This is a genomic window from Pseudomonas sp. LBUM1670 (assembly GCF_059695695.1).
Genome location: NZ_CP166783.1, coordinates 5,011,988 through 5,034,934, shown reverse-complemented (window position 1 = coordinate 5,034,934; position 22,947 = coordinate 5,011,988). Strand labels below are relative to the sequence as shown.

Genomic DNA, 22,947 nt, shown 5'->3' with positions numbered 1-22,947 from the left:
GGTGATGCCGCCTTCGCGAGCAAGCCCGCTCCCACAGGTAACCGCGTTCTCTCAGAGAAATGCGGTCGAATGTGGGAGCGGGCTTGCTCGCGAAGCTTTTAAACGGTTTTCGCCATCCGGTTGGCGATCAATGCCCAGCCAAACAACAACACGCAAACAATGATCAGCGGCCACGAGCGCCATTGCAGGTATGGCGTCAGGTTGTGCATCGGCACCACTTCGCCGTACAGGATGCCGCGTTCGAACTGCGGGATCTGCGTGGTGATCTGGCCGAAGGGGTTGATCAGGCCGGTCACGCCGTTGTTGGTGGCGCGGATCATCCAGCGACCGGCCTCAAGCGCGCGCATCTGCGCCATCTGCAAGTGTTGCAGCGGGCCGATGGATTTGCCGAACCAGGTGTCGTTGCTGATGGTCAGCAACAGATCGCTGCGAGCCGCGAGGCTGGCGGCAAATTCCGGATAAACCACTTCGTAGCAGATGAACGGCGCGATCTGAAAGCCCTTGGCTTGCAGCATCGCCTGATCGGCGGGGCCGCGGGCGAAGTCAGACATCGGCAGGTCAAAGAAGGCAATCAGTCCGCGAAGTACGTCCTGCAATGGCACGTATTCGCCGAACGGCACCAGCTTCTGCTTGAGGTAAGTACCATCGCCTTCGCCGATCACGGTGATGCCGTTGAAAAAGCGCTTCTCGTGACGCACGACTTCGCGAATGGGGACGCCGGTAATCATTGCCGAGTCCCGCTCGGAAGCGAATTTCCCCATCATGTCCAGGTAGCCTGCGGCGGATTCCTTGAGCACCGGGATCGCGGTTTCCGGCCAGATCAGCAGGTCGACACGCTTGGAGCTGAAACTCATATCGCGGTACAGCGCCAGTTGCGCGTTGAGCTGCGCCGGGTCCCATTTCATGCTTTGTTCGATATTGCCTTGAATCGCCGCGACACTCAGCGGTGCGCCGGCCGGGCTGGTCCAGGCATGGCCTTTGAGCGCGATGCCGGCGCCCCAAGGGCCGACCAGCAACAGCACACCCGCCGCAATAAAGCCTTTGCGACCCGTCTTGATCAGGCGTGAAGCGTTGTAGATCAGTGCGGCCGTCAAGGCCAGGGTGAAGGACACCAGCCACATTCCGCCCACGGGTGCGAGCCCGGCCAGCGGGCCGTCGAGCTGGCTGTAACCGGAGTAAAGCCACGGGAAACCGGTGAGGAACCAGCCACGAAAGGCTTCCTGGCCTACCCACAGCGCTGCGAACGCCATGGCATCGGCCAGCGGTGCTTCGTTGCGACGCAACCAGCGCGCCCAGATCCAGGCGGGCAGGGCGAAGAACCAGGCAATCGCCGCGGTGAAGAGCAGCATCAGGAACCCGGCCAGCAGCACCGATGCGCCGCCAAAGTTGTGGATGCTGTAATAGATCCAGCTGGTGCCGGCGCCAAACAGGCCGAAGCCAAAGCACCAGCCACGGCCCAGGGCCTGGCGGGGGTTCAGTTCGCGTAAACCGGCGTAAAAGAAGCCGACCGCCAGCAACGCCAACGGCCAGATATCGAACGGCGCCAGGGCCAGGGTGGTGAGTGCACCGGCCGCCACGGCCAGCAGGTTACCGGGCCAGCCGGGGCGGGTTACGCGGAGCATGTCAATCCTTAACGGGCAATGGGTGTCAGGCGCAGCAAGTGAATCCGGCGGCTGTCCGCATTGAGGATACGGAAGCGATAAGGGCCGATTTCAGTGATTTCGTTGCGTTTCGGCAAGTGTCCGAACGCGCTCATCACCAGGCCGCCAACGGTGTCGAATTCATCGTTGGAGAATTCGCTGTCGAAAAACTCGTTGAAGTTCTCGATCGGCGTCAGGGCCTTGACCAGGAAATCACCGCTGGGCAGCGGCTTGATGTAGCTGTCTTCCTCGACGTCATGCTCGTCTTCGATGTCGCCGACGATCTGTTCCAGCACGTCTTCGATGGTCACCAGACCCGCCACGCCGCCGTACTCATCGATGACGATGGCCATGTGGTTGTGGTTGGCGCGGAACTCGCGCAGCAGCACATTCAGGCGCTTGGACTCGGGCACGAAGGTGGCCGGGCGCAGCAGGTCCTTGATGTTGAAGCTGTCGCCGTTCTCCCTGAGGATCAACGGCAGCAAGTCCTTGGCCAGCAACACGCCCATCACGTCATCGTGGCTTTCGCCGATGACCGGGTAACGGGAGTGAGCCGAGTCGACCACGGCAGGCAAAAACTCGCGGGGTGTCTGGGTCGCCTTGATGCTGATCATCTGCGAGCGTGGGACCATGATGTCCCGTACTTGCAGATCCGCAACCTGAATGGCGCCTTCGACGATGGCCAGCGCTTCGCTGTCCAGCAACTTGTTTTGATGTGCGTCGCGCAGAAGCTCCAGCAGCTCCTTACGGTTCTTCGGCTCGTGGGCAAAAGCCTGGGTGAGTTTACCCAGCCATGACTTCTGCCCGTTGCTCGATCGATCTTCGCTCATAGCGATTACTCTGAATCCTTTGTTGTCACGATAGGGGATGTTTCAATTTCGTCGTCCGCGTACGGATCGGGATAGCCCAACTCTGCAAGCAACGTTCGTTCCAGAGCTTCCATTTCTTCGGCTTCATCGTCATCTATATGGTCGTAACCGAGCAGATGCAAGCAGCCGTGAATGACCAGATGTGCCCAGTGGGCCTTCAGTTCCTTGCCTTGTTCAGCGGCTTCGCGCTCGACCACCGCCACGCAGATCACCAGATCGCCCAGCAGCGGGATATCGAGAAACTCGTCCGGCACATCGGCGGGAAACGACAGCACGTTGGTGGCGTAATCCTTCTGCCGCCAGGTGTGGTTCAGTTCGCGGCCTTCGGCTTCGTCGACCAGGCGAATGGTCATCTCGGAGTCGGCGGTGCGCTGGCGCAGGGCCAGTTCGCACCATAGGCGGAACTCGGCTTCGCTGGGGGCGGGCGCTTCGGTAGCGAGTTGCAGATCAAGCTCAAGCATCGCGGCGACTGTCCTTTTGCGTTTCGTCTACGCGATTCTCGAAGCGCTCGTAGGCTTCGACGATCCGCTGGACCAATGGGTGGCGTACAACGTCTTTTGGCTTGAAATGGGTGAAGCTGATGCCCGGCACGTCTTTCAGCACTTCGATCACGTGGTGCAGCCCGGATTTGGTGCCTTTCGGCAGGTCGACCTGAGTAATGTCACCGGTGATGACCGCAGTGGAGCCGAAGCCGATACGGGTCAGGAACATCTTCATCTGCTCGACGGTGGTGTTCTGGCTTTCGTCGAGGATGATGAAGCTGTTGTTCAGTGTGCGACCGCGCATGTAGGCCAGCGGCGCGACTTCAATCACTTGGCGCTCGATCAGCTTGGCGACGTATTCGAAGCCGAGCATCTCGTAGAGTGCGTCGTAGAGCGGACGCAGGTACGGGTCGATTTTTTGCGAGAGGTCGCCGGGCAGAAAGCCGAGCTTTTCGCCCGCTTCAACCGCCGGGCGCACCAGCAGGATGCGTCGAATCTGCTCGCGCTCCAGCGCGTCTACCGCGCAGGCAACGGCCAGATAGGTCTTGCCGGTGCCGGCCGGGCCGATGCCGAAGTTGATGTCGTTACCGAGGATTTCCTTCACGTAGCGCAGCTGATTCAAGCCGCGAGGGCGAATCATGCCTTTCTTGGTGCGCAGGGCTACGGAGGGTTCGGACGGGGAAACGTTGTCCAGCTCTTCGACGGCCGATTCCTGCAGGAACAGGTGAACCATGTCTGGCGACAGCTCGGTACCCTTGGTTTCCCGGTACAGGCGGCGCAGGAGGTTTTCCGCGGAGGTGGTGTGTTTGGGGTCGCCGATCAGCTCGAACTGGTTTCCGCGGTTGCGGATCTCGATGGTCAGGCGTTGCTCGATCAAGCGCAGGTGCTCGTCGAACATCCCGCACAGATTGGCGAAGCGGCGAGCCTCAAAGGGCTCGAGGATGAAACGATGTGGTTCTATGGGTGCGTTCAAGGTCGTATTTAGCCGCCCTGGGGCAATTAAGATGAAATCAAGGATAACGCCAGTGGCGCGGGTGCGAAAGCTCTTAAATATCGCAAGGACAAACACCGTCTCTGTGGGAGCGGGCTTGCTCGCGAAGGCGGTGTGTCAGTCGACATTGATGTATCTGACACACCGCCTTCGCGAGCAAGCCCGCTCCCACAGGGGGGGAATGTGGTGTTACGGGATCAGCGAACCCCGCAGCGAGTGCGGCTGCGCTGCATCGATGTGCACGTCAGCGAATTGGCCGATCAGGGTTGGATTGTCGCAGCGGAAGTTGACGATCCGGTTATTCTCGGTCCGGCCTTGCAACTCGCCGGGGTCTTTTTTCGAATAATCGGTGACCAGAATCCGCTGGATCGAACCGACCATTTGTCGGCTGATCTCGAAACCTTGCTGGTTCAGGCGATGTTGCAGGGCGTTCAGGCGTTCTTTTTTCAGCTCTTCCGGCGTTTCGTCGGCCAGATCGGCCGCCGGCGTGCCTGGGCGCTGACTGTAGACAAACGAATAGGAGAAGTCGAAACCAACGTCTTCGATCAGCTTCATGGTCTGTTCGAAGTCTTTTTCGGTCTCACCGGGGAAGCCGACGATAAAGTCCGAGCTGATGCAGATCCCTGGCACGGCGGCGCGCAACTTGCGCAGTTTGGATTTGTATTCCAGCGCCGTGTGGTTGCGCTTCATCGCCGAAAGAATGCGGTCCGAACCGGATTGCACCGGCAAGTGCAGGTGTTTCACCAACTCCGGCACTTCGGCGTGAGCCTGGATCAGGCTGTCGGAGAATTCGAGCGGATGGGACGTGGTGTAGCGAATCCGGTCGATGCCATCGACAGCCGCGACGACACGAATCAACTCGGCCAGATCCGCCAGACGACCGTCGTGGGTGGTGCCGCGATAGCCGTTGACGTTCTGGCCCAACAGCGTCACTTCACGCACGCCGTTTTCCGCGAGGTGGATGATTTCGGCAATCACGTCATCGAACGGTCGGCTGACTTCTTCGCCACGGGTGTAGGGCACCACGCAGAACGTGCAGTACTTGCTGCAACCTTCCATGACTGACACGTAAGCGCTCGGGCCGTCGATGCGCGGCTCCGGCAAGTGGTCGAATTTTTCGATTTCCGGGAACGAGACGTCGACTTGCGGCAATTTGGTGGCGCGGGCGGCATCGATCATTTCCGGCAGGCGGTGCAGGGTTTGCGGACCGAACACCACGTCGACATACGGGGCGCGATCGCGGATGGCGGCGCCTTCCTGGCTGGCCACGCAACCGCCGACGGCAATCACCATTTCCGGGTTCGCCAGTTTCAGTTCGCGCCAGCGACCAAGCTGGGAATACACCCGGTCCTGGGCGCGTTCGCGGATCGAACAGGTGTTGAGGAGGATCACGTCGGCGTCTTCAGCGCGAGCGGTGACTTCCAGGGCCTGATGTTCACCCAGCAGATCGACCATGCGCGAGCTGTCGTACTCGTTCATCTGGCAACCGTGGGTTTCGATGTAAAGCTTCTTGGCCATGGATACAGTCATCACGTGATTCAAAGAACCGCGCATTATAGGGAACATGTACCCAGGTTCCTACCGCTGCGCGTCCGGTGGCTATGCTATAGTTCGCGCCCTCATTTTTATCCCCCGATGTGTTGCTCGCCCACCATGACCAAACGTGAAGCTCCAATCTACAAGGTGATTTTCCTCAACCAGGGCCAGGTGTACGAAATGTATGCCAAGCAGATCTATCAAAGTGATCTGTGGGGCTTCCTGGAAGTGGAAGAGTTCGTCTTTGGCGAGCGCACGCAAGTGGTCGTCGACCCGAGCGAAGAGAAGCTCAAGGCTCAGTTCGAAGGTGTTGTGCGCAGTTTTGTGCCGATGCATTCGATCGTGCGCATCGACGAAGTCGAGCGTCTTGGCACACCGAAAATCAGCGAAGCCCGCGGCGCGGTCGGCAATGTCATGCCGTTTCCGATGCCGATGCCTGAGAAGTAAGCCTCAAGACCGAGTCGCCCCTTTCGCGAGCAAGCCCGCTCCCACAGTTAATCTATGGCGCTCACAAATATTGTGTTCACTGAAGATCCAATGTGGGAGCGGGCTTGCTCGCGAATGGGCCAGTCAGAACAACGCAGAAATCAGGGAAGTGGTGAGAAAGGCGTACGCCCGTCGGCGCTTTGCAATTCCATCAGGTATTTACGAAATATTTGCCCAAGCACTTGAGTCGCTACCTCAAGTTCTTCGCGAGGCATTTTCTCGGCGACTTCATCCGCCGTATCCAGCGCCTCTTCAGCGCCATTGACCGCCGCCATTTTCAGCACGATATACGCCTGAACGTTATTGGCCGGTACGCCTTCGCCGTGGAAGAACATGGTGCCGAGTTTGAATTGCGCCTGGGCGTGGCCTTGCAGCGAGGCCTTTTCGAAGTAGGCCAGGGCCAATTTGAGGTCGCGCGGGTTGTTTTTGCCGTCGTAGTAAAACTCACCCAACTCGTATTGCGCTTGCGCATCCCCCTCATCCGACGCTTTCTCGCAGGCGGCGAGCGCCTGTGCCAGGTCTTGCGGCTGGGTATTGAGGGTGCAACGACCCATCGCTGGGATTAACAACGAGTTGCCGCCTGCTTGTGCGAGCGCGAGCAGGGGCTGAAGGAGCAACAGGCAGCCCAGTGCAAGGGCGCGGCCGGTGCGGTTCATGGGAATCGACTTACCTCTGGAGGGCGCGCGGACCCATCGAGGGATCCAATAAGCGCGCATTATGAAATAAGCAGGGCCAACCTTACAAAGTCTTTACTCGTTTTTCTGCTGCGCGGGGAATATATCGCCCGGTTTGCGCGGGATTATCGGCAGATGAGTAGGAAAAGACCCGGGGATGTAGGTGAAAGCTGACGCTGGCAATCGCCAACGTCAGCGGCGCAGCATTACTTCAGTGCGGCAAATGCGCGTTCGGCGGCATCCAATGTCAGTTTCAACTCGGCTTCGCCGTGGGCGATCGAGGTGAAGCCGGCTTCGAATGCGCTCGGCGCCAGGTACACGCCGCCTTCGAGCATCAGGTGGAAGAAGCGGCCGAACAGCTTCGCGTCGCTAGCCATCACATCATCGAACGTGACGATGTCGTCGGCGCCGCTGAAGTACAGGCCGAACATGCCGCCTGCCTGCGTGGTCACGAACGGAATGCCGGCGGCATCGGCGCGCTGTTGCAGGCCATCGAGCAGGCGGCTGGTGTAGTCGCTCAGCTCGGCGTGGAAGCCCGGGCGGCTGATCAGGCGCAAGGTCGTGAGGCCGGCCGCCATCGCCAGCGGGTTACCCGACAAGGTGCCCGCTTGATAAACCGGACCCAGTGGCGCGATGTGCGACATGATTTCGCGTTTGCCGCCGAAGCAGCCAACCGGCATGCCGCCACCGATGATCTTGCCGAACGTGGTCAGGTCTGGCGTGACGCCGTAATGCGCTTGAGCACCGCCGAGGGCGACGCGGAAACCGGTCATCACTTCATCGAAAATCAGCACCACGCCGTGCTTGTCGCACAAGGTCCGCAGGCCTTCGAGGAAGCCCGGTGCCGGCGGTACGCAGTTCATGTTGCCGGCCACCGGCTCGACGATGATGCAGGCCACGTCCTGGCCGACTTCAGCGAGCATGGTTTCCACGGCCTCGATGTCGTTGAACGGCAGGGTCAGGGTGTGTTTGGCGAAGGATGCCGGTACGCCGGCCGAGCTCGGCACGCCTTGGGTCAACGCGCCGGAACCGGCTTTGACCAGCAGGCTGTCGGAGTGACCGTGGTAGCAGCCTTCGAACTTGATGATGCTGTCGCGGCCGGTGAAACCACGGGCCAGGCGAATCGCGCTCATGGTCGCCTCGGTGCCGGAGCTGACCATGCGCACCATTTCCATCGACGGTACGATCGAGCAGACCAGGTCGGCCATCTCGGTTTCCATCGCGGTCGGAGCGCCATACGACAAACCGTGTACCAACTGTTTACGCACCGCGTCCAGCACGTCCGGATGGCTGTGGCCGAGGATCATCGGGCCCCAGGAACCGACGTAATCCACATAACGCTTGTCGTCTTCGTCGGTGACGTAGGCGCCTTCAGCGTGCTTGAAGAACAGCGGCGTACCGCCAACGCTCTTGAACGCGCGAACAGGCGAGTTCACGCCACCGGGAATGTGTTTCTGGGCATTGGCAAACAGGGTTTCGGAACGAGACATGATCGGGCTCTCAAATCAGACTTTCAGGCTACTTAAATAGAAAGCAGGGCGTTGAATGCGCGGGCGCGGCGGGTGACTTCAGCCGTGCTCTCGGCGCCAAACAGGCCGTGGACCACCGCCAGCAGATCGACCCCGTGGGCCACCAGTGGCGCGGCGTTTTCCAGGGTGATGCCGCCGATCGCGCAAATCGGCAGGTGCAGTTTGCTGCGGGCCTGATCGAGCAACTCAAGGCTGCAAGTCGGTGCGCCGGGTTTGGTGTTGGAGTTGAAGAAGCGGCCGAAGGCGACGTAACTGGCGCCTTCTTTGGCGGCTTGCTCAGCGAGTTCGAGTTGCGCGTGGCAAGTCGAACCGATGAGCGCCTGACGACCGAGCAGTGCCCGAACCGGCATCAGTGGGCCATCGGTCTGGCCCAGGTGCAAACCGACACCAAGGCGTGCAGCCAGTTCGTAGTCATCGTTGATGATCAGTTGGGTCTTGTAGAGTTCGCACAAACTGCGCAGGGATTCGGCTTCGCGCAGACGCCGGGCATCGTCACTACTTTTGTCGCGGTATTGCAGCAGAGTAACGCCGCCGTCCAGCGCCGCTTTTACATACGGTAGAAATCTACCGGCCAGCAGCTGGCTATCGGTAATGGCATAAAGGCCACGTAGTTTCATCGGACAAGCCTCATGGCGTTACGAACAGAAATCCAGCGGCAGGCGGCGTGGCACGAACTGACCTTTGCCCAGTTGCTCTGCATCGCGCAGGGTGCGCCAAGTGTAGTCAAGCGCGGTTTGCACGGCACTGGCGAGGTTTTCACCCAAGGCCAGACGACCGGCCAAGGCGCTTGCCAATGTGCAACCGGAACCATGATAGCTGCCGGGCAGGCGCTGGCAGGTAAAGGTTTCCCGGCGACCGTCGCGGCTGTACAGGCGATTGTGGATTTCGTTTTCATCGCCGTGGCCGCCGGTGATCAGCAGGTGTTTGACGAATGGCAGGAGTTTTTCAGCGCACTCGTCCGCGGTGCCTTCGGGCAGTTCGGCGAGGATGCGGGCTTCGGGAAGGTTAGGGGTGGCGATGATGGCCAGGGGCAGCAGGCGTTCGCGCATGGCGTAGCCGACTTCATCCTTGCCCAGTCGTCCGCCACCGCCGGCGCGCAGCACCGGGTCGCAGACCATCGGCAAGTGCGGGTGCGCCTGAAGCAGTTCGACGACGGTGTCGACCATTTCCAGGGAACCGAGCATGCCCAGTTTGACGGCAGCGACTTCGGAGTCGTTGAGCACGGCATTGGCCTGGGCCAGCACCCACTCGCGGTCGAGCACGCGAAAGTCAGTGACGTTGACCGTGTCTTGCACGGTCAGGGCGGTGACGGCCGGGGCCGCATGACAACCCTGGGCGAGCAGGGCTTCGATATCTGCCTGCAAGCCGGCGCCACCACTTGGGTCGTGGCCGGAGAGACAGAGGACAACGGGGCGAGAGCTGTAGATATTCATGGTGCGCGAGCTTACCACCAAACATCGATTTTCGGGTGCAGTGCCCGCCAGGTCTGCCGATAGAGAGGCATGGGGTGGCAGTGCAATCTGCAGGGATTGTCATAATGTGACCGAGCAAAAGCTCTAACTCAATGATCTTCGCTGGAGCGCCCGTACTAGAGCCTTTACAGGAAATGTTGCAATGGTGTTCAATGGCCATCAACGGCTATGCTAGAGTGGATCCAAGCCAATGACAGGCAACACCGGTTTTACGTCTACTCAAAAGGAATGAGGGACTTCCTGAGATAACCGGACAGGCCACGCTGGGGCTTAAATGCGCTATTTGCTGATGTTGCTGTTTTGCTTGCCCCTTATGGCGAGCGCAGTCGGATTCGATGAATTCACTCAAAGCCTGCCCCTGGGTCGAACCCTGCAAGTGTTCGAAGATGCGGATGGTCAGGCGACCATTGATGATGTCCGCGCACAAGCCGCTGCCGGAAACTTCAGACCCCACGATAAGGCCACCCTTAACGCCGGTTATTCGCGTTCGGTGTTCTGGCTGAAAATCGACCTGCATTACCGCCCGACCAATCCCGCTACGCAACGGACCTGGCTGCTGGAACTGGCCTATCCACCCCTCGATCACCTTGATCTGTACGTGCCCGATGCCGGCGGAGCCTATCGATTGGCCCGACAGACCGGCGATGCCTTGCCGTTCGATAGCCGCGAGATTCGCCAGAACAACTATTTGTTCAATCTGAATTTCACACCGGATCAAACGCAAACCCTGTACCTGCGCCTGCAAAGCCAAGGGTCTATCCAGGCACCGGTCACGTTGTGGTCGAGCACTGCGTTTCTTGAAGAACAGCCGGTCCGGCTTTACGTGCTGGGCCTGATTTACGGCGTGTTGCTGGGGATGCTGGTCTACAACCTGTTCATCTACCTCAGCGTGCGCGACACCAGTTACCTCTATTACATCTTCTACATTGCCTCGTTCGGTCTGTATCAACTGTCGGTGAACGGCGCGGCTGTGCAGTATTTCTGGCCGGACAATCCCTGGTGGGCCAACGCCGCGACGCCGTTCTTCATTGGCTGCGCAGGGTTGTTCGGCAGTCAGTTCGCCCGCAGTTTCCTGCAAACGGCGACCCTCAGTCGCTGGCTCGATCGCTTGCTGCTGGTGTTGATTGCGTTCGGCGCGGTGGTGGTCGGCTTGTCGCTGTTGACCAGTTACGCCCTGGCCCTGCGTCTGGCGACGGCCCTGGCGCTGACGTTCACCGTGGTGATTTTCGCCGCGGGGATCTTCGCCTGGTTGCGCGGCCTGCGGGTGGCGCGTTATTTCATCATCGCCTGGTCGGCGTTTTTGCTCGGCGGCGTCATCAACACGCTCATGGTGCTGGGTTACCTGCCGAACGTGTTCCTGACCATGTATTCCAGCCAGATCGGCTCCGCCATCGAAGTGGCGCTGTTGTCCCTGGCCCTGGCCGACCGCATCAACGCCATGCGTGAGCAGCAGGCGCAGACCTTGTTCGATGCCGGTCAGAAGCTCGAAGTGCTCAACCAGCAACTGGCGCGCAGTAACAAGCTCAAGGATGAATTCCTCGCCACGCTGACCCACGAATTGCGCACACCCATGAATGGTGTGATCGGTTCGCTGGAGTTGATGCAAACCGTCGAGATGGACCCGGAGCTGGAGCAATACCAGCAAACGGCCGCCGGTTCGGCGCGGGACATGATGCGCATGGTCAATGGCATCCTCACGTTGACCGAATTGCAGGCCGGCAAGCTCAAGGCCAATGCGTCGACCTTCAGTTTGCGCAGCGTGGTCGATGCCTTGCGCGTGCAGTTTGAGGGCAATGCCTCGGGCAAGTCACTGGACTTCAAGGTTGACGTCACGCCCGGCCTGCCGGACCGTTTGCACGGCGACAACATCAAGTTGGCGCAATGCCTGGAATGCCTGCTGGAGAACGCGATCAAGTTCACTCGTGTGGGCGGCGTGGCGCTGCGGGTCACGGGGAAATCCGTGGGCCCCGACCGGCTGGCACTGTCCTTTGCGGTGATCGACACCGGCATCGGCTTCACGGATTTGGGCGAGGCGACGCTGTACCAGCGCTTCTTCCAGCTCGACGGCTCGATGACCCGTGAATATGGCGGCTTGGGCGTCGGCCTGGCGATCTGTCGGCAACTGGTCGACTTGCTTGGCGGGCATCTGACTCACCGCTCCGAGCCCGGTCGCGGCAGTCGTTTCCAGCTCGACGTCGAGTTTGAGTTGGCCGTGGTAGAGCAAGTGACTCGGGAATTCCCGCGTCTGCGCTTGCCGCAGGACTGCACCGTGCTGTTGGTGGATGAAAACAGCATCAATCAGTTGGTGATGCGCGGCATGTTGCTCAAGCTCGGGTTCCGGGTGCGAACGGCCGACAATGGCGTGACCGCGCTGGATCTCTTGCAGCGTGAAACATTCGACGCCGTGCTGCTCGATGGTCAGTTGCCGTCGTTGGATGGCGTCTCACTTTGTTGCCAGATCCGTGCCTTGCCGGGCTGCGCGCAATTGCCGGTGTTCAAGGTTGCCCTGAGCGCTGATCGGGAACGTTGCCTGAGCGGGGCGTTGATCGACTACCTGAGCAAACCGGTGAAGTTCGAAGACTTGCAGGCTGCGCTGTATCGTCGGGTGCTCTGTCCAGAACAAGGCGAAAGCGCCGACAGTTAGGCGGATATGCCACTTTGTTCAGCCTCGGGGCAGTGATTAACTGAATTCCTTGGCTGACCAAAGGAGCCCCGTCATGAACCTGCATCCGTTCGCCGAAACCCACGAAGTCACCAACCAGCCACCGTCGCTGGACGGCACCAACCTGTATCGCATCGACTTGCCTTTGCAGGAGTGGTCGCGGCGTTTCGGGGCCGGTTGGGCCGAATCGCGGATCGACGCATACGGCGCACTGGCCGGCGGGCCGCTGATGGAAGCGGGGTTTCTGGCCAACCAGAACAAGCCGGTGTTCAGCAGTCACGACCGTTATGGTCATCGCATCGATCTGGTGGAATTTCACCCGGCTTATCACGAACTGATGCGCACGGCGGTCGAGCATGGTCTGACTTCCTTGCCTTGGGCTCATCCGCAGTCCGGCGCCCACGTCGCCCGCGCTTCCATGACCTATCTGCACAGCCAGGCCGAAGCCGGCAGCGGTTGCCCGTTGACCATGACTTTCGCCAGCGTCCCGGCGATGCGCCTGCAACCGGATCTGGCCGAGCAGTGGCTGCCGAAGATTCTTGCCACCGAATACGACCCGCGCAACGTCGGCATGGCCCACAAGGCCGGCGTCACCATCGGCATGGCGATGACCGAGAAACAGGGCGGCACCGATGTGCGGGCCAACACCACCAAAGCGTATCCGGTGGGGGCCAGCGGTCCGGGGCAAGCCTACGAACTGGTGGGTCACAAGTGGTTCTGTTCCGCGCCGATGTGCGATGCCTTCCTGACCCTGGCGCAGACCGACAAGGGTTTGACCTGTTTCCTGTTGCCGCGTCATCGCCCGGACGACACGCGCAATCAGTTCTACATCCAGCGCCTGAAGAACAAACTCGGCAATTGCTCCAACGCCTCCAGCGAAGTGGAGTTCCGTGGTGCGCTGGCGTGGATGGTCGGCGAAGAAGGGCGCGGCGTTCCGACCATCATCGAAATGGTTGCCATGACCCGCTTCGATTGCATGGTCGGGTCCAGCTCGCTGATGCGCCAGGCACTGACTCAGGCCAGCCATCACTGCGCCCATCGCCGCGTCGGTGGCAAGCTGCTCAGCCAGCAACCGTTGATGCAGAACGTGCTTGCCGACCTCGCGCTGGAAAGTGAAGCGGCCCTGGCGTTGAGCCTGCGCATGGGCAAGGCGCTGGATGATCTGGAGGATGAACACGAAGCGAAATTCGCCCGACTGGTGACAGCGGTAGGCAAATACTGGATCTGCAAGCGCGCCCCCGCGATGATCAACGAGGCCGCCGAGTGCATGGGCGGCGCGGGTTATGTCGAAGACAGCATCCTGCCGCGTTTGTACCGTGAAGCACCGGTCAATTCGACGTGGGAAGGTTCTGGCAATGTGCAGTGCCTGGATGTGTTGAGGGCGCTGTCGAAAGAACCGGGTGTGCTGGATGTGCTGTTCAGCGAATTGGGCGATGGTCATGGCGACAAACGGCTGGCCGCGCACATCAGCCAGTTGCAGACAGCCTTCAAGGACACCAGCGACATTCAGTATCGTGCGCGGCAGCTCACGGAAGATATCGCGCTGGGGCTGCAGGCCAGACTATTGCTTGAAGCGGGCAATTCAGCGGTCAGTGATGCCTTCATCGCCAGCCGCCTCGGCTCCGCCGGTCGGGTGTATGGCGCGTTGCCACGGGGGCTGGAGGTGGAAGCGATCGTCGCCCGGTCGACCCCGCTTCTGTAAACACCACCGAACCCCTGTGGGAGCGGGCTTGCTCGCGAATGCGGTGTGTCAGTCGATAGAGATGTTGACTGATAGACCGCATTCGCGAGCAAGCCCGCTCCCACCATTGATCTGCGTAAGACTTAGTATTTGGGCGACACGCCACTGTTCCCGTCGGACGACGATGCAGGCAAGATGAAGACCTGCAAGTCAGAACACAGGATGCTGATCGTGACCGAAGCTTTTATTGTCGTTCAAACCGCCGAGGAAGCCGTGGACCGGCTTGCTCTCTTGCACAATCGTGCAACCACCGCGCTGCATCAGGCGCTCAAGCGTTACCTCAAGGATCGTATTGACCCGGACGCCGAACAGCGTGCGATGTTTCGATACCCTGAACTGCGTCTGACCTACCACTGCCAGGGCGAAGTCCCGCAGACCACGCGCGCGTACGCCAAGGTGCAGTTGCCGGGGACCTACAGCGTCACCGTCACCCATCCGGCGGCTTTCCGTAAATACTTGCTGGAACAACTTGTGCCGTTGATGCATGACTTCACCGTGACCGTGGAAGTCGGCATCAGCCAGCAGAATATTCCGTATCCCTACGTGGTCGAGCAGGGCGATGAACTGGCCGGCTCCGGCGTGACCGCTGCCGTGCTGGCGCGGGTGTTCCCGAGTACCGACCTGTCCGCCGCCACCGATGGCATCGCTGACGGTTTGTATGATTGGGAAAACACCGATCCGCTGCCGCTGGCCCTGTTCGATGCCGCGCGGGTGGATTTCTCCCTGCGCCGTCTGGTGCATTACACCGGCAGCGACTGGCGCCATGTGCAGCCATGGATTCTGCTGACCAACTACCACCGTTACGTCGACCAGTTCATCGTCCATGGTCTGGAGCAGTTGCGCAGCGATCCGCGTTTCGTGCGCATGGTGTTGCCGGGCAACGTCATCATCGAAAAGAGCATGGATCACGGTGAAGCCTCGGCGATTGCGGCCGGTGTGGTTTGGCACCGCTATCAGATGCCGGCCTATCACCTGATCGCCAGCGACGGTCATGGCGTGACCCTGGTGAACATCGGTGTCGGCCCGTCCAACGCCAAGAACATCACCGACCATTTGGCGGTGCTGCGTCCGCATTGCTGGTTGATGATCGGTCACTGCGGCGGTTTGCGTCAGTCGCAGACCATTGGCGATTACGTGCTGGCTCACGCCTACATGCGCCGCGACGGGATTCTCGACCGGGTCGTGCCGCCGAACATTCCGATTCCGGCCCTGGCCGAAGTGCAGATGGCGTTGCAGCAAGCGGCGGCCAACATCACCGGCGAGAAGGGCGACGAACTGAAAAAACGCCTGCGCACCGGCACCGTGCTGACCTACGACGACCGTAACTGGGAGTTGCGTTGGGCCCAGGAACGTCCGCTGATCAACCTGTCCCGCGCCGTGGCGGTGGACATGGAAAGCGGCACCATCGCCGCGCAAGGTTATCGCTTGCGGGTGCCGTACGGCACGTTGCTCTGTGTCTCGGACAAACCGCTGCACAGCGAAATCAAGCTGCCGGGTTCGGCCAACGCGTTTTACGAGCGCGCGGTCAGCCAGCACTTGAAGATCGGTATCGAGGCGGTGGATCTGTTGCGCACCGAACTCAACTCGCTGCACTCGCGCAAACTGCGCAGCTTCGACGAGCCGCCGTTCCGCTGACAGTCATGGTCATTTGGCGGTCAGGGCACTAGCATTAGCAGCCCTGACCGTTAGATGTTCCTTTCCCATGTCACGTCCTCAACGTCCCGTGTCTCGCCGTCCTGGCGCGAATAACCCGCCCTCAGCCCCGCGCCGTGTCGCCAAAGCGCCACCGGCCGAGCCGAAGCTGATTCTGTTCAACAAGCCCTTCGATGTGCTGACGCAATTCAGCGATGGCGAAGGGCGGGCGACGCTCAAGGACTACATCGAAATTCCCGGGATTTACCCCGCAGGACGCCTGGATCGCGACAGTGAAGGCTTGCTGCTGCTGACCAACGACGGCCAGCTTCAGGCGCGGATTGCCGATCCCAAACACAAACTGGCCAAGACCTACTGGGTGCAAGTGGAGGGCGAACCGAGCGCTGAGCAGTTGCAGCGTTTGCGCGAGGGTGTCGAACTGAACGACGGCATGACCTTGCCCGCTGAAGCGCGGCAGCTTGAAGAGCCAGAATTGTGGCCACGCAATCCGCCGGTACGCTTTCGCAAAAGCGTGCCGACCCGTTGGCTGGAGCTGGTGATTCGCGAGGGGCGTAACCGTCAGGTCCGGCGCATGACCGCGGCGGTCGGCTTGCCGACGTTGCGTCTGGTGCGGGTCAGAATCGGCGACTGGACGATCGAAGGGCTCGATCAGGGCCAGTGGAAGGAAGTGCCGGCGCGCTTATAGCGAGCCGGATTCGATCATCCCGATAACCACGCTTTTGACCACGAAGGCGGCCACGCCGAGGCCGAGTACGAAGAACAGGATGAACGAGCCAAAGCGCCCGGCCTTGGATTTTTTCGCCAGATCCCAGACGATGAAACCCATGAAAATGATCAGAATGCTGACCAGTCCGGTCATCATCCACTCTTCGAAAACTGCAGGATCCATCGGACATCTCCAGCGCGGGCGGGGCTAAAAGGCGCTGGAGTATACGGCATGGGGGAGGGGCGGAGCATTGGGCTGCGGCGGTGTGTCGCAGCTATTCGTCGCCCGGCTTTAAACTGTAGGAGCGAGCTTGCTCGCGATGGACGTTAACGATAACGCGTTCCTCCTTGTTAAACGCGCCGCCCTTAAGCCCATCGCGAGCAAGCTCGCTCCTACAGGTAAGCGTGTCAGCTGCGCAGATGAGTTAAGGGCAACTCAGTGCTATTCAACACCTGATTCAGCACAAAACTCGACCGCACACTCGTCACCCCTTCAATCCGCGTCAGATGCCCCAGCAGCAATTTCTGGTAGTGATCCATGTCCGGCACCACCACCTTGAGCTGATAGTCCGCATCCATCCCCGTCACCAGACTGCATTCCAGCACTTGCGGCAAGGTGCGAATGGCGGCTTCGAAGTTCTCGAAGCGCTCCGGCGTATGCCGGTCCATGCCGATCAGCACGTAAGCGGTCAGGCTCAAACCGAGCATCTTGCGGTCCAGCAGCGCCACCTGGCGGGAGATGTAGCCGTCATCTTCCAGTTGCTTGACCCGGCGCGAGCACGGTGAAGGCGACAGGCCGATGCGTTCGGCCAGCTCCTGGTTGGAGATGCGCGCGTCGCGCTGCAATTCCGCCAAAATGCTCAGGTCGTATCGGTCGAGTTTGCTCATCAATCAGGCCTTTGTCATATCAATTGCGGCAGATTATCTATCCAGGGTTAAAAATTGCGCAAGTCATGTTTATTTGAGCAATCTTCGCAATCCTCTGTCGGCGTCGCAGGCCTATTCTTATCACCAGAATCACTGCTCGGACAAACAGTCCACAGCGGCTCGCCCAATCAGGCCAGTCGCGGCCGCCACCCCCACCGGGGATGCGCTGGCCCCCGAGCTGCACACTGTCCAGAAGACGGCGTGAGGTGAGCCGACGTCAAAAGCGTCGAGCACGGACGAAGTTCTCAAAGGGAGGCCGACGGGTCTCCCTTTTCTTTTGCCCGCCATTTGACGCCGGCCCCTCAATAAATAAGTTTTGCGACTGATAACCTGTTGCAGAACCGGCCTGTGCTTTCCCAGTCTTACGTACAAGCCCTAACCCGCAGTGAGGAAAAGCATGAAGTCGCGCATCTGGCGTTTGGCCGGTGTTGGTTTGCTGTGTATCAGTGTCACTGCGCAATCGCTGGCCGATGAGCCGCAGAACCGTGGTCCTGACAACGGACAACGTGGAGATGGGCATCAGGGTAACAATCAGGGGCATGGCGGCAACAATCAGCCGCCCTCGCAGAATAACGACATCATTCGCGGGGACAACAGTCGCCAGTTCGAGCACAACGGGCAACCGCACAATGGCGGTCAGGGGCAAAGCAATCAGCCACGAGACAATCAGCCTCGCGACTTCAACAGTCCCGTTCGGCCACCACCGCCGTCACCACAATTGCCGGCCAACGACCTGCCGATTCAGGGTCGGTCCGATACCGTGCGCCAGACCCAGCAGCCACAGCGTGGTTACTACCAGGATGTGCCGCGGCGCAATGACAACAATCAGCACTGGCAGAACAACGGCCCGCGTCCCGATGACCATCGCTGGGCCGGTCGCCCGGATGGGCACGGTAATGGTTGGGGACCAGGGCCGCAGTATCGTCCCGGTCATGTGATCGACCGCTTCCCGGACCGCGACTACCGCGTGCCCTATCGGGGGCAGGATTATTTCTACTCCGCAGGCTACTGGTATCGGCCACTGGGCCCGCGTTATGTGGTGGTGCAGCCGCCGCGCGGGATTCGCGTCGGCTATCTGCCGGATTACGCCCGGGAAGTTTGGGTCGGTGGCGCGCTGTTGTTCCTCGCGGCCGGTTCGTATTACGCCTACCAGGAAAGTACTCAGGATTACATCGTGGTCGAACCGCCCGTGCAACCGCAGCCGCAACCGGTCAGCAATGGTTATGACGTGGTGGCGTATCCGGCCAACGGGCAGTCGCCGGAACAGGTCAATCAGGACGGGTACGAGTGCTATCAATACGCGGTGCAGCAGAGCGGCTTCGATCCGCGCACGGCCACTTATCAACCGGACCCGTCGGTGGTGCAAGCCTACCGTCAGGCCCAAGGCAACTGCCTGAGCAGTCGCGGGTATCAGGTGAGTTTCTGATTCGCGCTGTCGGTCTTCACCACTTCCTGCGGGTCGGCGTGCACCAGCACTTCGGCTCGCGGGTAAGCGGCGTGAATCGCATCCGCCGCTTGATCGCTGATGCCATGGGCGACTGACAGGGTCAGCTCACCCGGCAATTCCAGGTGCAATTGCACGAACCATTGATTGCCGGAAACCCGCGTGCGCAGGTCGTGCGCCCCCAAAACCCCTGGCACGCTGCAGGCCAGTTCGAGCATGTGCTGACTGACATTCGGCGGCAGCTCTTCATCCATCAACACCGTAAAACTTTCCCGGGCGATCTGAATGGCGCTCCAGAGAATGTACGCGGCGATCCCCAATCCGAACCACGCATCCACCTGATGCCAGCCGAAGCCGGCCAGCACCAGCGCAACCAGAATGCTGCCATTGAGCAGCATGTCCGAACGGTAATGCAGGGCGTCGGCGCGCACCGCGTTGGAACCGGTGGCCTTGACCACCCGATGCTGCAACATCAGCAGGGCCAATGTCAGCGCCAGAGAGAACACAATCACCCCGATGCTGATCCACGGCGCACCCACCGGTTCCGGATGCTTGAGCCGATCAAACGCCTGCAACGCAATCAACACCGCACTGCCGCCAATGAACAATGCCTGCGCCATGCCCGCCAGAGACTCAGCCTTGCCGTGCCCGTAACGGTGATCCTCGTCGGCAGGGCGCAAGGCGTAATGCACCGCCAGCAGGTTGAGCAGCGACGTGACGCCGTCGAGGGCCGAGTCGGTCAGCCCGGCGAGCATGCTGACCGAACCGCTCAACCACCAGGCGATGGCCTTGGCGACGATCAACGTGCACGCCACCGCCACCGAGGCACGGGTCGCCAGCCGCAGCAGGCGGGCGTGTTCGGAGCTGGAGGTCATAGGGGCGGCTATTCCTTTATGTGCACGGATTACGCGGCAGGTTGCAGGCCGAGCATCGCCAGTTGCTGAGTGCTGCCCTTGTGTTGAATCAAACGTGGGTCGTCCAGCGGGAAGCTGCGGCCCAGTTCGGTTTCAAGAATAGTCTGCAACTTGTGGTTATCGACCTTGCCGTCGGCGCCAATGGCTTCCTTGAGTTTTTCCGGTGCCACGTGCGCGGTCTCGCCGGGTGCGTAGTAGATCGCGCCGGTAGCGAAGTCGACAGCAAAAGCGATCAGGCCCGGGATGATGTAGAACAGCAGGCCCACGGCATCCAGCACGGCGATGGCCGGGTCAATCTTGCCGTCGATCTGCCCACGGCGATCGGGGTAGAAAATCGATCCGCAAGCAGTGACCTGGGTCAGCAGGGTCGCGACCAGCACACCGCCAATCAGGCGAAAGGGAACACGCATATGAACTCTCCTGAGTTATCTGGAAAACGAAGCGTCGTCGTTATGAATTAGGACCGCGACGAACGCCAGGCAGTTCGCCGTTATACTCGGCCCTCTGTTTGGGAGCCAGCATGATTTCTTTGCCGATTGATGAAGTTTTACCCACCCTGCGTGAAGCCTTGGCTACACGCCACGAAGCCGTGCTCGAAGCACCGCCCGGCGCCGGTAAAACCACCCGTGTTCCACTGGCGTTGCTCAACGAGCCGTGGCTGGCCGGGCAGACCATTCTGATGCTTGAACCGCGCCGGTTGGCAGCACGTGCGGCGGCGGAACGTCTGGCCAGTGAGCTGGGCGAAAAAGTCGGTGAAACCGTTGGCTATCGCATTCGTCTCGACAGCAAAGTCGGTCCCAAGACCCGTATCGAAGTGGTCACCGAAGGCATCCTCACTCGCCGCTTGCAGGATGATCCGGCGCTGGAAGGGGTGGGTTTGCTGATCTTCGACGAATTTCACGAACGCAGTCTCGACGCCGATCTGGCATTGGCCCTGAGCCTGAATGGACGGGAGCTGTTCCGCGACGATCAGCCGCTGAAAATCCTGTTGATGTCGGCAACGCTGGAAGGTGAACGCCTGGCCGGGTTGCTCGATGACGCGCCGATCCTGCGCAGTGAAGGGCGCATGTACCCGGTGGCGATGCGCTGGGGGCGGCCGTTCCAGCCCGGTGAATTTATCGAGCCGCGTCTGGTGCAGACGATTCTCGAAGCCTTGAATGACGAAACCGGCAGCCTTCTGGTGTTCCTGCCGGGGCAAGCGGAAATCCGCCGGGTGCATCAACAATTGGCCGATGCGTTGGGTGAGAGCACGCAGGTGTTGCTCTGCCCGTTGCACGGCGAACTGGACCTCGCCGCGCAACGTGCCGCGATTGATCCGGCACCGGCAGGTTTTCGCAAAGTCGTGTTGGCGACCAACATCGCCGAGACCAGCCTGACCATCGACGGCGTGCGCGTGGTGATCGATGCCGGGCTGGCGCGAGTGCCGCGTTTCGATCCGGGCAGCGGCATGACCCGCCTCGACACGCAACGCATCTCCCGCGCCAGCGCCACCCAGCGCGCCGGTCGGGCAGGGCGCCTGGAACCGGGCGTGTGTTATCGCTTGTGGTCGCAGGATCAGCACGAGCAATTGGCGGCGTATGCGAGTGCGGAAATTCTTTCGGCAGACCTTGCCGGATTGGCGTTGCAACTGGGTCGCTGGGGCGTGTCGCCGGGGCAGTTGGTGTGGCTCGACGTGCCACCGACAGCAGCCTACGCACAGGCTCAGGACTTGCTTGATCGTTTGGGGGCATTGGACGGTGAAGCGCTGACCCGTCACGGTCAGGCTATGGCCGAGCTGCCGGCGCATCCGCGCATCGCACATTTGCTGCTGCGCGGGCAGGCGCTTGGCTTGGCGGAGATGGCGTGTGATGTCGCGGCATTGCTCGGTGAGCGGGATATCTTGCGTGGTGCCGGCGCCGATTTGCACAGTCGATTGGTGCTGCTGTCCGGTGAAGAGCGTGCTGCGCGCGGGGCTCAGGGCGGCGTTCAGCGAGCCCGGCAACTGGCGCGGCAGTATCGCGGTTATCTGCGTGGCAAGGCGTCGGAGCCGGTCGGCGATCCGGATCATCCACGCTGGCTCGGCGCACTGTTGGCGCTGGCCTATCCCGACCGTGTTGCCCAGCAGCGACGTGCCGGTGGCGCGGAATATCGCCTGGCCAACGGTCGTGCGGCGTTGTTCGCCGAAGCCGACAGTTTGATGAAGGAGTCGTGGCTGGTGATCGCCGATCTCGGCAGCCGTCAGGGCCAACGTGAAGAGCGAATTTATCTGGCGGCGGATTTTGATCCGGCGTTGTTCGATTCGGTGTTGGCCGAGCAGGTGCGTGTGGTCGATCAGCTGGATTGGGATGAGCGCGAAGGTGTGTTGCGCGCCGAGCGTCAACGCAAGGTCGGGGAGTTGATCCTCAGTCGTGAACCATTGACCGGGCTTGATGAAACCGCTCGCAGTCAGGCGCTGGTGAATCTGGTGCGGCGCAAAGGTCTGGAGCTGTTGCCGTGGACGCCGGAGTTGCGTCAGTGGCAGGCGCGAGTGGCGTTGTTGCGGCAGCTGGATCTGGGGAGCAAGGATCAGAGTGAGTGGCCGGATGTCAGTGATGCTGCGCTGCTCAAAAGCCTTGAACACTGGTTGATGCCGTATCTGGGGAAGGTCTCGCGGCTCAGTCACTTTGCCAATCTGGACCTGTCGAGCATCGTTCACAACTTGCTGCCGTGGCCGTTGCCGCAGCGGCTGGACGAGTGGGCGCCGCATCATTTGAGCGTGCCGTCGGGTTCGTCGATTCGTCTGGATTACAGCGAGCAGCCGCCGATTCTGGCGGTGCGTTTGCAGGAGCTGTTCGGGTTGGCCGAAACGCCGCGCATCGCCGGTGGACGGCAGGTGGTGAAATTGCATTTGTTGTCGCCGGCGCGGCGGCCGGTGCAGGTGACGCAGGATCTGGCGAACTTCTGGCGCAGTACGTATGCCGAGGTGAAGAAGGATTTGAAGGGGCGGTATCCGAAGCATTATTGGCCGGATGATCCGTTGGTGGCGGAGGCTACGGCGCGGATCAAGCCGCGTAAGTGATTTGTGTGTATATCCGTTGTTGCGGTAACGGCGGCTATTGGTTCCGCCCTTATGGCGGGTCACTTGGAAGAGCCCCAAGTAACCAAGGGCTTTTGCCCCTTTCGTTCGGTGCCTCGCTCCGGTCCTGCTCCGGGGGCGGCTAACCCGGCATCCATGCCGGGTTGCCCACTGCGCAGAACCTCCAC

The 22,947-nt window shown here is 60.7% G+C and carries 20 protein-coding genes; 7 read left to right on the top strand and 13 right to left on the bottom strand.

Going from position 1 to position 22,947, the window contains the following annotated elements; translation table 11 throughout:
• Positions 1-98 precede the first annotated feature (98 nt).
• The 5 genes from lnt to miaB all read right to left on the bottom strand — a co-directional run bounded on the left by lnt (position 99) and on the right by miaB (position 5,500).
• The gene (gene lnt, locus ACA073_RS22995) at positions 99-1,622 is read right to left on the bottom strand and encodes an apolipoprotein N-acyltransferase (protein WP_497399723.1); all 1,524 of its coding nucleotides are present in this window, start codon (positions 1,620-1,622) and stop codon (positions 99-101) included.
• 8 nt (positions 1,623-1,630) lie between these two features.
• Positions 1,631-2,470, bottom strand: coding sequence for a CorC family transporter (locus ACA073_RS22990; protein WP_497399721.1), 840 nt, complete (start codon positions 2,468-2,470; stop codon positions 1,631-1,633).
• A 5-nt stretch (positions 2,471-2,475) separates the two neighbouring features.
• A complete protein-coding gene (gene ybeY, locus ACA073_RS22985) occupies positions 2,476-2,970 on the bottom strand; it encodes an rRNA maturation RNase YbeY (RefSeq protein ID WP_461953088.1) in 495 nt (164 codons plus the stop codon).
• Positions 2,963-3,964: a PhoH family protein gene (locus ACA073_RS22980; protein WP_497399719.1), complete on the bottom strand. Its 1,002-nt coding sequence runs from the start codon at positions 3,962-3,964 to the stop codon at positions 2,963-2,965. Before ACA073_RS22980 ends, ybeY begins: the two co-directional genes overlap by 8 nt.
• A 207-nt stretch (positions 3,965-4,171) precedes the next feature.
• On the bottom strand, positions 4,172-5,500 hold the full coding sequence (gene miaB, locus ACA073_RS22975) for a tRNA (N6-isopentenyl adenosine(37)-C2)-methylthiotransferase MiaB (RefSeq protein ID WP_497399717.1): 1,329 nt from the start codon (positions 5,498-5,500) through the stop codon (positions 4,172-4,174).
• A gap of 135 nt (positions 5,501-5,635) precedes the next feature.
• Here miaB and ACA073_RS22970 point away from each other — a divergent pair, with 135 nt between their 5' ends.
• A complete protein-coding gene (locus tag ACA073_RS22970) occupies positions 5,636-5,965 on the top strand; it encodes a DUF1820 family protein (protein ID WP_007894425.1) in 330 nt (109 codons plus the stop codon).
• Between the two features lie 140 nt (positions 5,966-6,105).
• On the opposite strand, the gene ACA073_RS22965 is transcribed toward ACA073_RS22970, so the two are convergent.
• The 4 genes from ACA073_RS22965 to ACA073_RS22950 form a co-directional block, all read right to left on the bottom strand.
• Positions 6,106-6,660 (bottom strand): tetratricopeptide repeat protein, encoded by a 555-nt coding sequence (locus ACA073_RS22965; RefSeq protein ID WP_497399715.1) that lies wholly within the window; start codon positions 6,658-6,660, stop codon positions 6,106-6,108.
• A gap of 224 nt (positions 6,661-6,884) precedes the next feature.
• Positions 6,885-8,168, bottom strand: coding sequence for a glutamate-1-semialdehyde 2,1-aminomutase (gene hemL, locus ACA073_RS22960; protein ID WP_497399713.1), 1,284 nt, complete (start codon positions 8,166-8,168; stop codon positions 6,885-6,887).
• A gap of 32 nt (positions 8,169-8,200) precedes the next feature.
• Entirely contained in the window at positions 8,201-8,824 is a 624-nt protein-coding gene (gene thiE, locus ACA073_RS22955; protein ID WP_497399711.1) for a thiamine phosphate synthase, read from the bottom strand.
• Positions 8,825-8,842: 18 nt separating this feature from the next.
• Positions 8,843-9,640 carry a hydroxymethylpyrimidine/phosphomethylpyrimidine kinase gene (locus ACA073_RS22950; protein ID WP_497399709.1) on the bottom strand — a complete coding sequence of 266 codons (798 nt, stop codon included), beginning with the start codon at positions 9,638-9,640 and terminating at the stop codon, positions 8,843-8,845.
• A gap of 313 nt (positions 9,641-9,953) precedes the next feature.
• On the opposite strand from ACA073_RS22950, the gene ACA073_RS22945 reads away from it, so the two are divergent.
• The 4 genes from ACA073_RS22945 (at position 9,954) to ACA073_RS22930 (ending at position 16,420) form a co-directional block, all read left to right on the top strand.
• Positions 9,954-12,323: a 7TM diverse intracellular signaling domain-containing protein gene (locus ACA073_RS22945; protein ID WP_497399708.1), complete on the top strand. Its 2,370-nt coding sequence runs from the start codon at positions 9,954-9,956 to the stop codon at positions 12,321-12,323.
• Positions 12,324-12,396: 73 nt separating this feature from the next.
• Complete coding sequence (locus ACA073_RS22940; RefSeq protein ID WP_497399706.1) at positions 12,397-14,043, top strand: acyl-CoA dehydrogenase family protein; 1,647 nt, start codon at positions 12,397-12,399, stop codon at positions 14,041-14,043.
• A gap of 174 nt (positions 14,044-14,217) precedes the next feature.
• Positions 14,218-15,717 (top strand): AMP nucleosidase, encoded by a 1,500-nt coding sequence (gene amn / locus ACA073_RS22935; protein ID WP_497404206.1) that lies wholly within the window; start codon positions 14,218-14,220, stop codon positions 15,715-15,717.
• 67 nt (positions 15,718-15,784) lie between these two features.
• The gene (locus ACA073_RS22930) at positions 15,785-16,420 is read left to right on the top strand and encodes a pseudouridine synthase (protein WP_497399704.1); all 636 of its coding nucleotides are present in this window, start codon (positions 15,785-15,787) and stop codon (positions 16,418-16,420) included.
• On the opposite strand, the gene ACA073_RS22925 is transcribed toward ACA073_RS22930, so the two are convergent.
• Positions 16,415-16,624, bottom strand: a complete 210-nt coding sequence (locus ACA073_RS22925; protein ID WP_497399702.1) for a DUF2788 domain-containing protein — start codon at positions 16,622-16,624, stop codon at positions 16,415-16,417. The genes ACA073_RS22930 and ACA073_RS22925 overlap by 6 nt on opposite strands.
• A 224-nt stretch (positions 16,625-16,848) precedes the next feature.
• Positions 16,849-17,328 (bottom strand): Lrp/AsnC family transcriptional regulator, encoded by a 480-nt coding sequence (locus tag ACA073_RS22920; RefSeq protein ID WP_007937367.1) that lies wholly within the window; start codon positions 17,326-17,328, stop codon positions 16,849-16,851.
• Between the two features lie 436 nt (positions 17,329-17,764).
• On the opposite strand from ACA073_RS22920, the gene ACA073_RS22915 reads away from it, so the two are divergent.
• Complete coding sequence (locus ACA073_RS22915; protein WP_497399700.1) at positions 17,765-18,793, top strand: DUF6515 family protein; 1,029 nt, start codon at positions 17,765-17,767, stop codon at positions 18,791-18,793.
• Here the strand turns inward: ACA073_RS22915 and ACA073_RS22910 are convergent.
• Positions 18,778-19,686 (bottom strand): cation diffusion facilitator family transporter, encoded by a 909-nt coding sequence (locus ACA073_RS22910; protein WP_497399698.1) that lies wholly within the window; start codon positions 19,684-19,686, stop codon positions 18,778-18,780. The genes ACA073_RS22915 and ACA073_RS22910 overlap by 16 nt on opposite strands.
• A 29-nt stretch (positions 19,687-19,715) precedes the next feature.
• Positions 19,716-20,135, bottom strand: coding sequence for a periplasmic Zn2+ metallochaperone PmcY (gene pmcY / locus ACA073_RS22905; protein WP_497399696.1), 420 nt, complete (start codon positions 20,133-20,135; stop codon positions 19,716-19,718).
• 110 nt (positions 20,136-20,245) lie between these two features.
• Between pmcY and hrpB the strand changes: the two genes are divergently transcribed.
• Positions 20,246-22,762: an ATP-dependent helicase HrpB gene (gene hrpB, locus ACA073_RS22900; RefSeq protein ID WP_497399694.1), complete on the top strand. Its 2,517-nt coding sequence runs from the start codon at positions 20,246-20,248 to the stop codon at positions 22,760-22,762.
• The last annotated feature ends 185 nt before the right edge of the window (positions 22,763-22,947 follow it).

Excerpts from the sequence above, each read along its gene's own strand:
- ACA073_RS22910 (WP_497399698.1), bottom strand. The coding sequence starts at position 19,686 with ATGACCTCCAGCTCCGAACACGCCCGCCTGCTGCGGCTGGCGACCCGT.
- miaB (WP_497399717.1), bottom strand. The coding sequence starts at position 5,500 with ATGGCCAAGAAGCTTTACATCGAAACCCACGGTTGCCAGATGAACGAG.
- amn (WP_497404206.1), top strand. The coding sequence starts at position 14,218 with ATGAAGACCTGCAAGTCAGAACACAGGATGCTGATCGTGACCGAAGCT.
- ACA073_RS22915 (WP_497399700.1), top strand. The coding sequence starts at position 17,765 with ATGAAGTCGCGCATCTGGCGTTTGGCCGGTGTTGGTTTGCTGTGTATC.
- hrpB (WP_497399694.1), top strand. The coding sequence starts at position 20,246 with ATGATTTCTTTGCCGATTGATGAAGTTTTACCCACCCTGCGTGAAGCC.
- ACA073_RS22950 (WP_497399709.1), bottom strand. The coding sequence starts at position 9,640 with ATGAATATCTACAGCTCTCGCCCCGTTGTCCTCTGTCTCTCCGGCCAC.
- ACA073_RS22940 (WP_497399706.1), top strand. The coding sequence starts at position 12,397 with ATGAACCTGCATCCGTTCGCCGAAACCCACGAAGTCACCAACCAGCCA.
- hemL (WP_497399713.1), bottom strand. The coding sequence starts at position 8,168 with ATGTCTCGTTCCGAAACCCTGTTTGCCAATGCCCAGAAACACATTCCC.
- lnt (WP_497399723.1), bottom strand. The coding sequence starts at position 1,622 with ATGCTCCGCGTAACCCGCCCCGGCTGGCCCGGTAACCTGCTGGCCGTG.
- ACA073_RS22930 (WP_497399704.1), top strand. The coding sequence starts at position 15,785 with ATGTCACGTCCTCAACGTCCCGTGTCTCGCCGTCCTGGCGCGAATAAC.
- ACA073_RS22970 (WP_007894425.1), top strand. The coding sequence starts at position 5,636 with ATGACCAAACGTGAAGCTCCAATCTACAAGGTGATTTTCCTCAACCAG.
- ACA073_RS22925 (WP_497399702.1), bottom strand. The coding sequence starts at position 16,624 with ATGGATCCTGCAGTTTTCGAAGAGTGGATGATGACCGGACTGGTCAGC.
- ACA073_RS22920 (WP_007937367.1), bottom strand. The coding sequence starts at position 17,328 with ATGAGCAAACTCGACCGATACGACCTGAGCATTTTGGCGGAATTGCAG.
- ybeY (WP_461953088.1), bottom strand. The coding sequence starts at position 2,970 with ATGCTTGAGCTTGATCTGCAACTCGCTACCGAAGCGCCCGCCCCCAGC.
- ACA073_RS22965 (WP_497399715.1), bottom strand. The coding sequence starts at position 6,660 with ATGAACCGCACCGGCCGCGCCCTTGCACTGGGCTGCCTGTTGCTCCTT.
- pmcY (WP_497399696.1), bottom strand. The coding sequence starts at position 20,135 with ATGCGTGTTCCCTTTCGCCTGATTGGCGGTGTGCTGGTCGCGACCCTG.
- ACA073_RS22990 (WP_497399721.1), bottom strand. The coding sequence starts at position 2,470 with ATGAGCGAAGATCGATCGAGCAACGGGCAGAAGTCATGGCTGGGTAAA.
- thiE (WP_497399711.1), bottom strand. The coding sequence starts at position 8,824 with ATGAAACTACGTGGCCTTTATGCCATTACCGATAGCCAGCTGCTGGCC.
- ACA073_RS22945 (WP_497399708.1), top strand. The coding sequence starts at position 9,954 with ATGCGCTATTTGCTGATGTTGCTGTTTTGCTTGCCCCTTATGGCGAGC.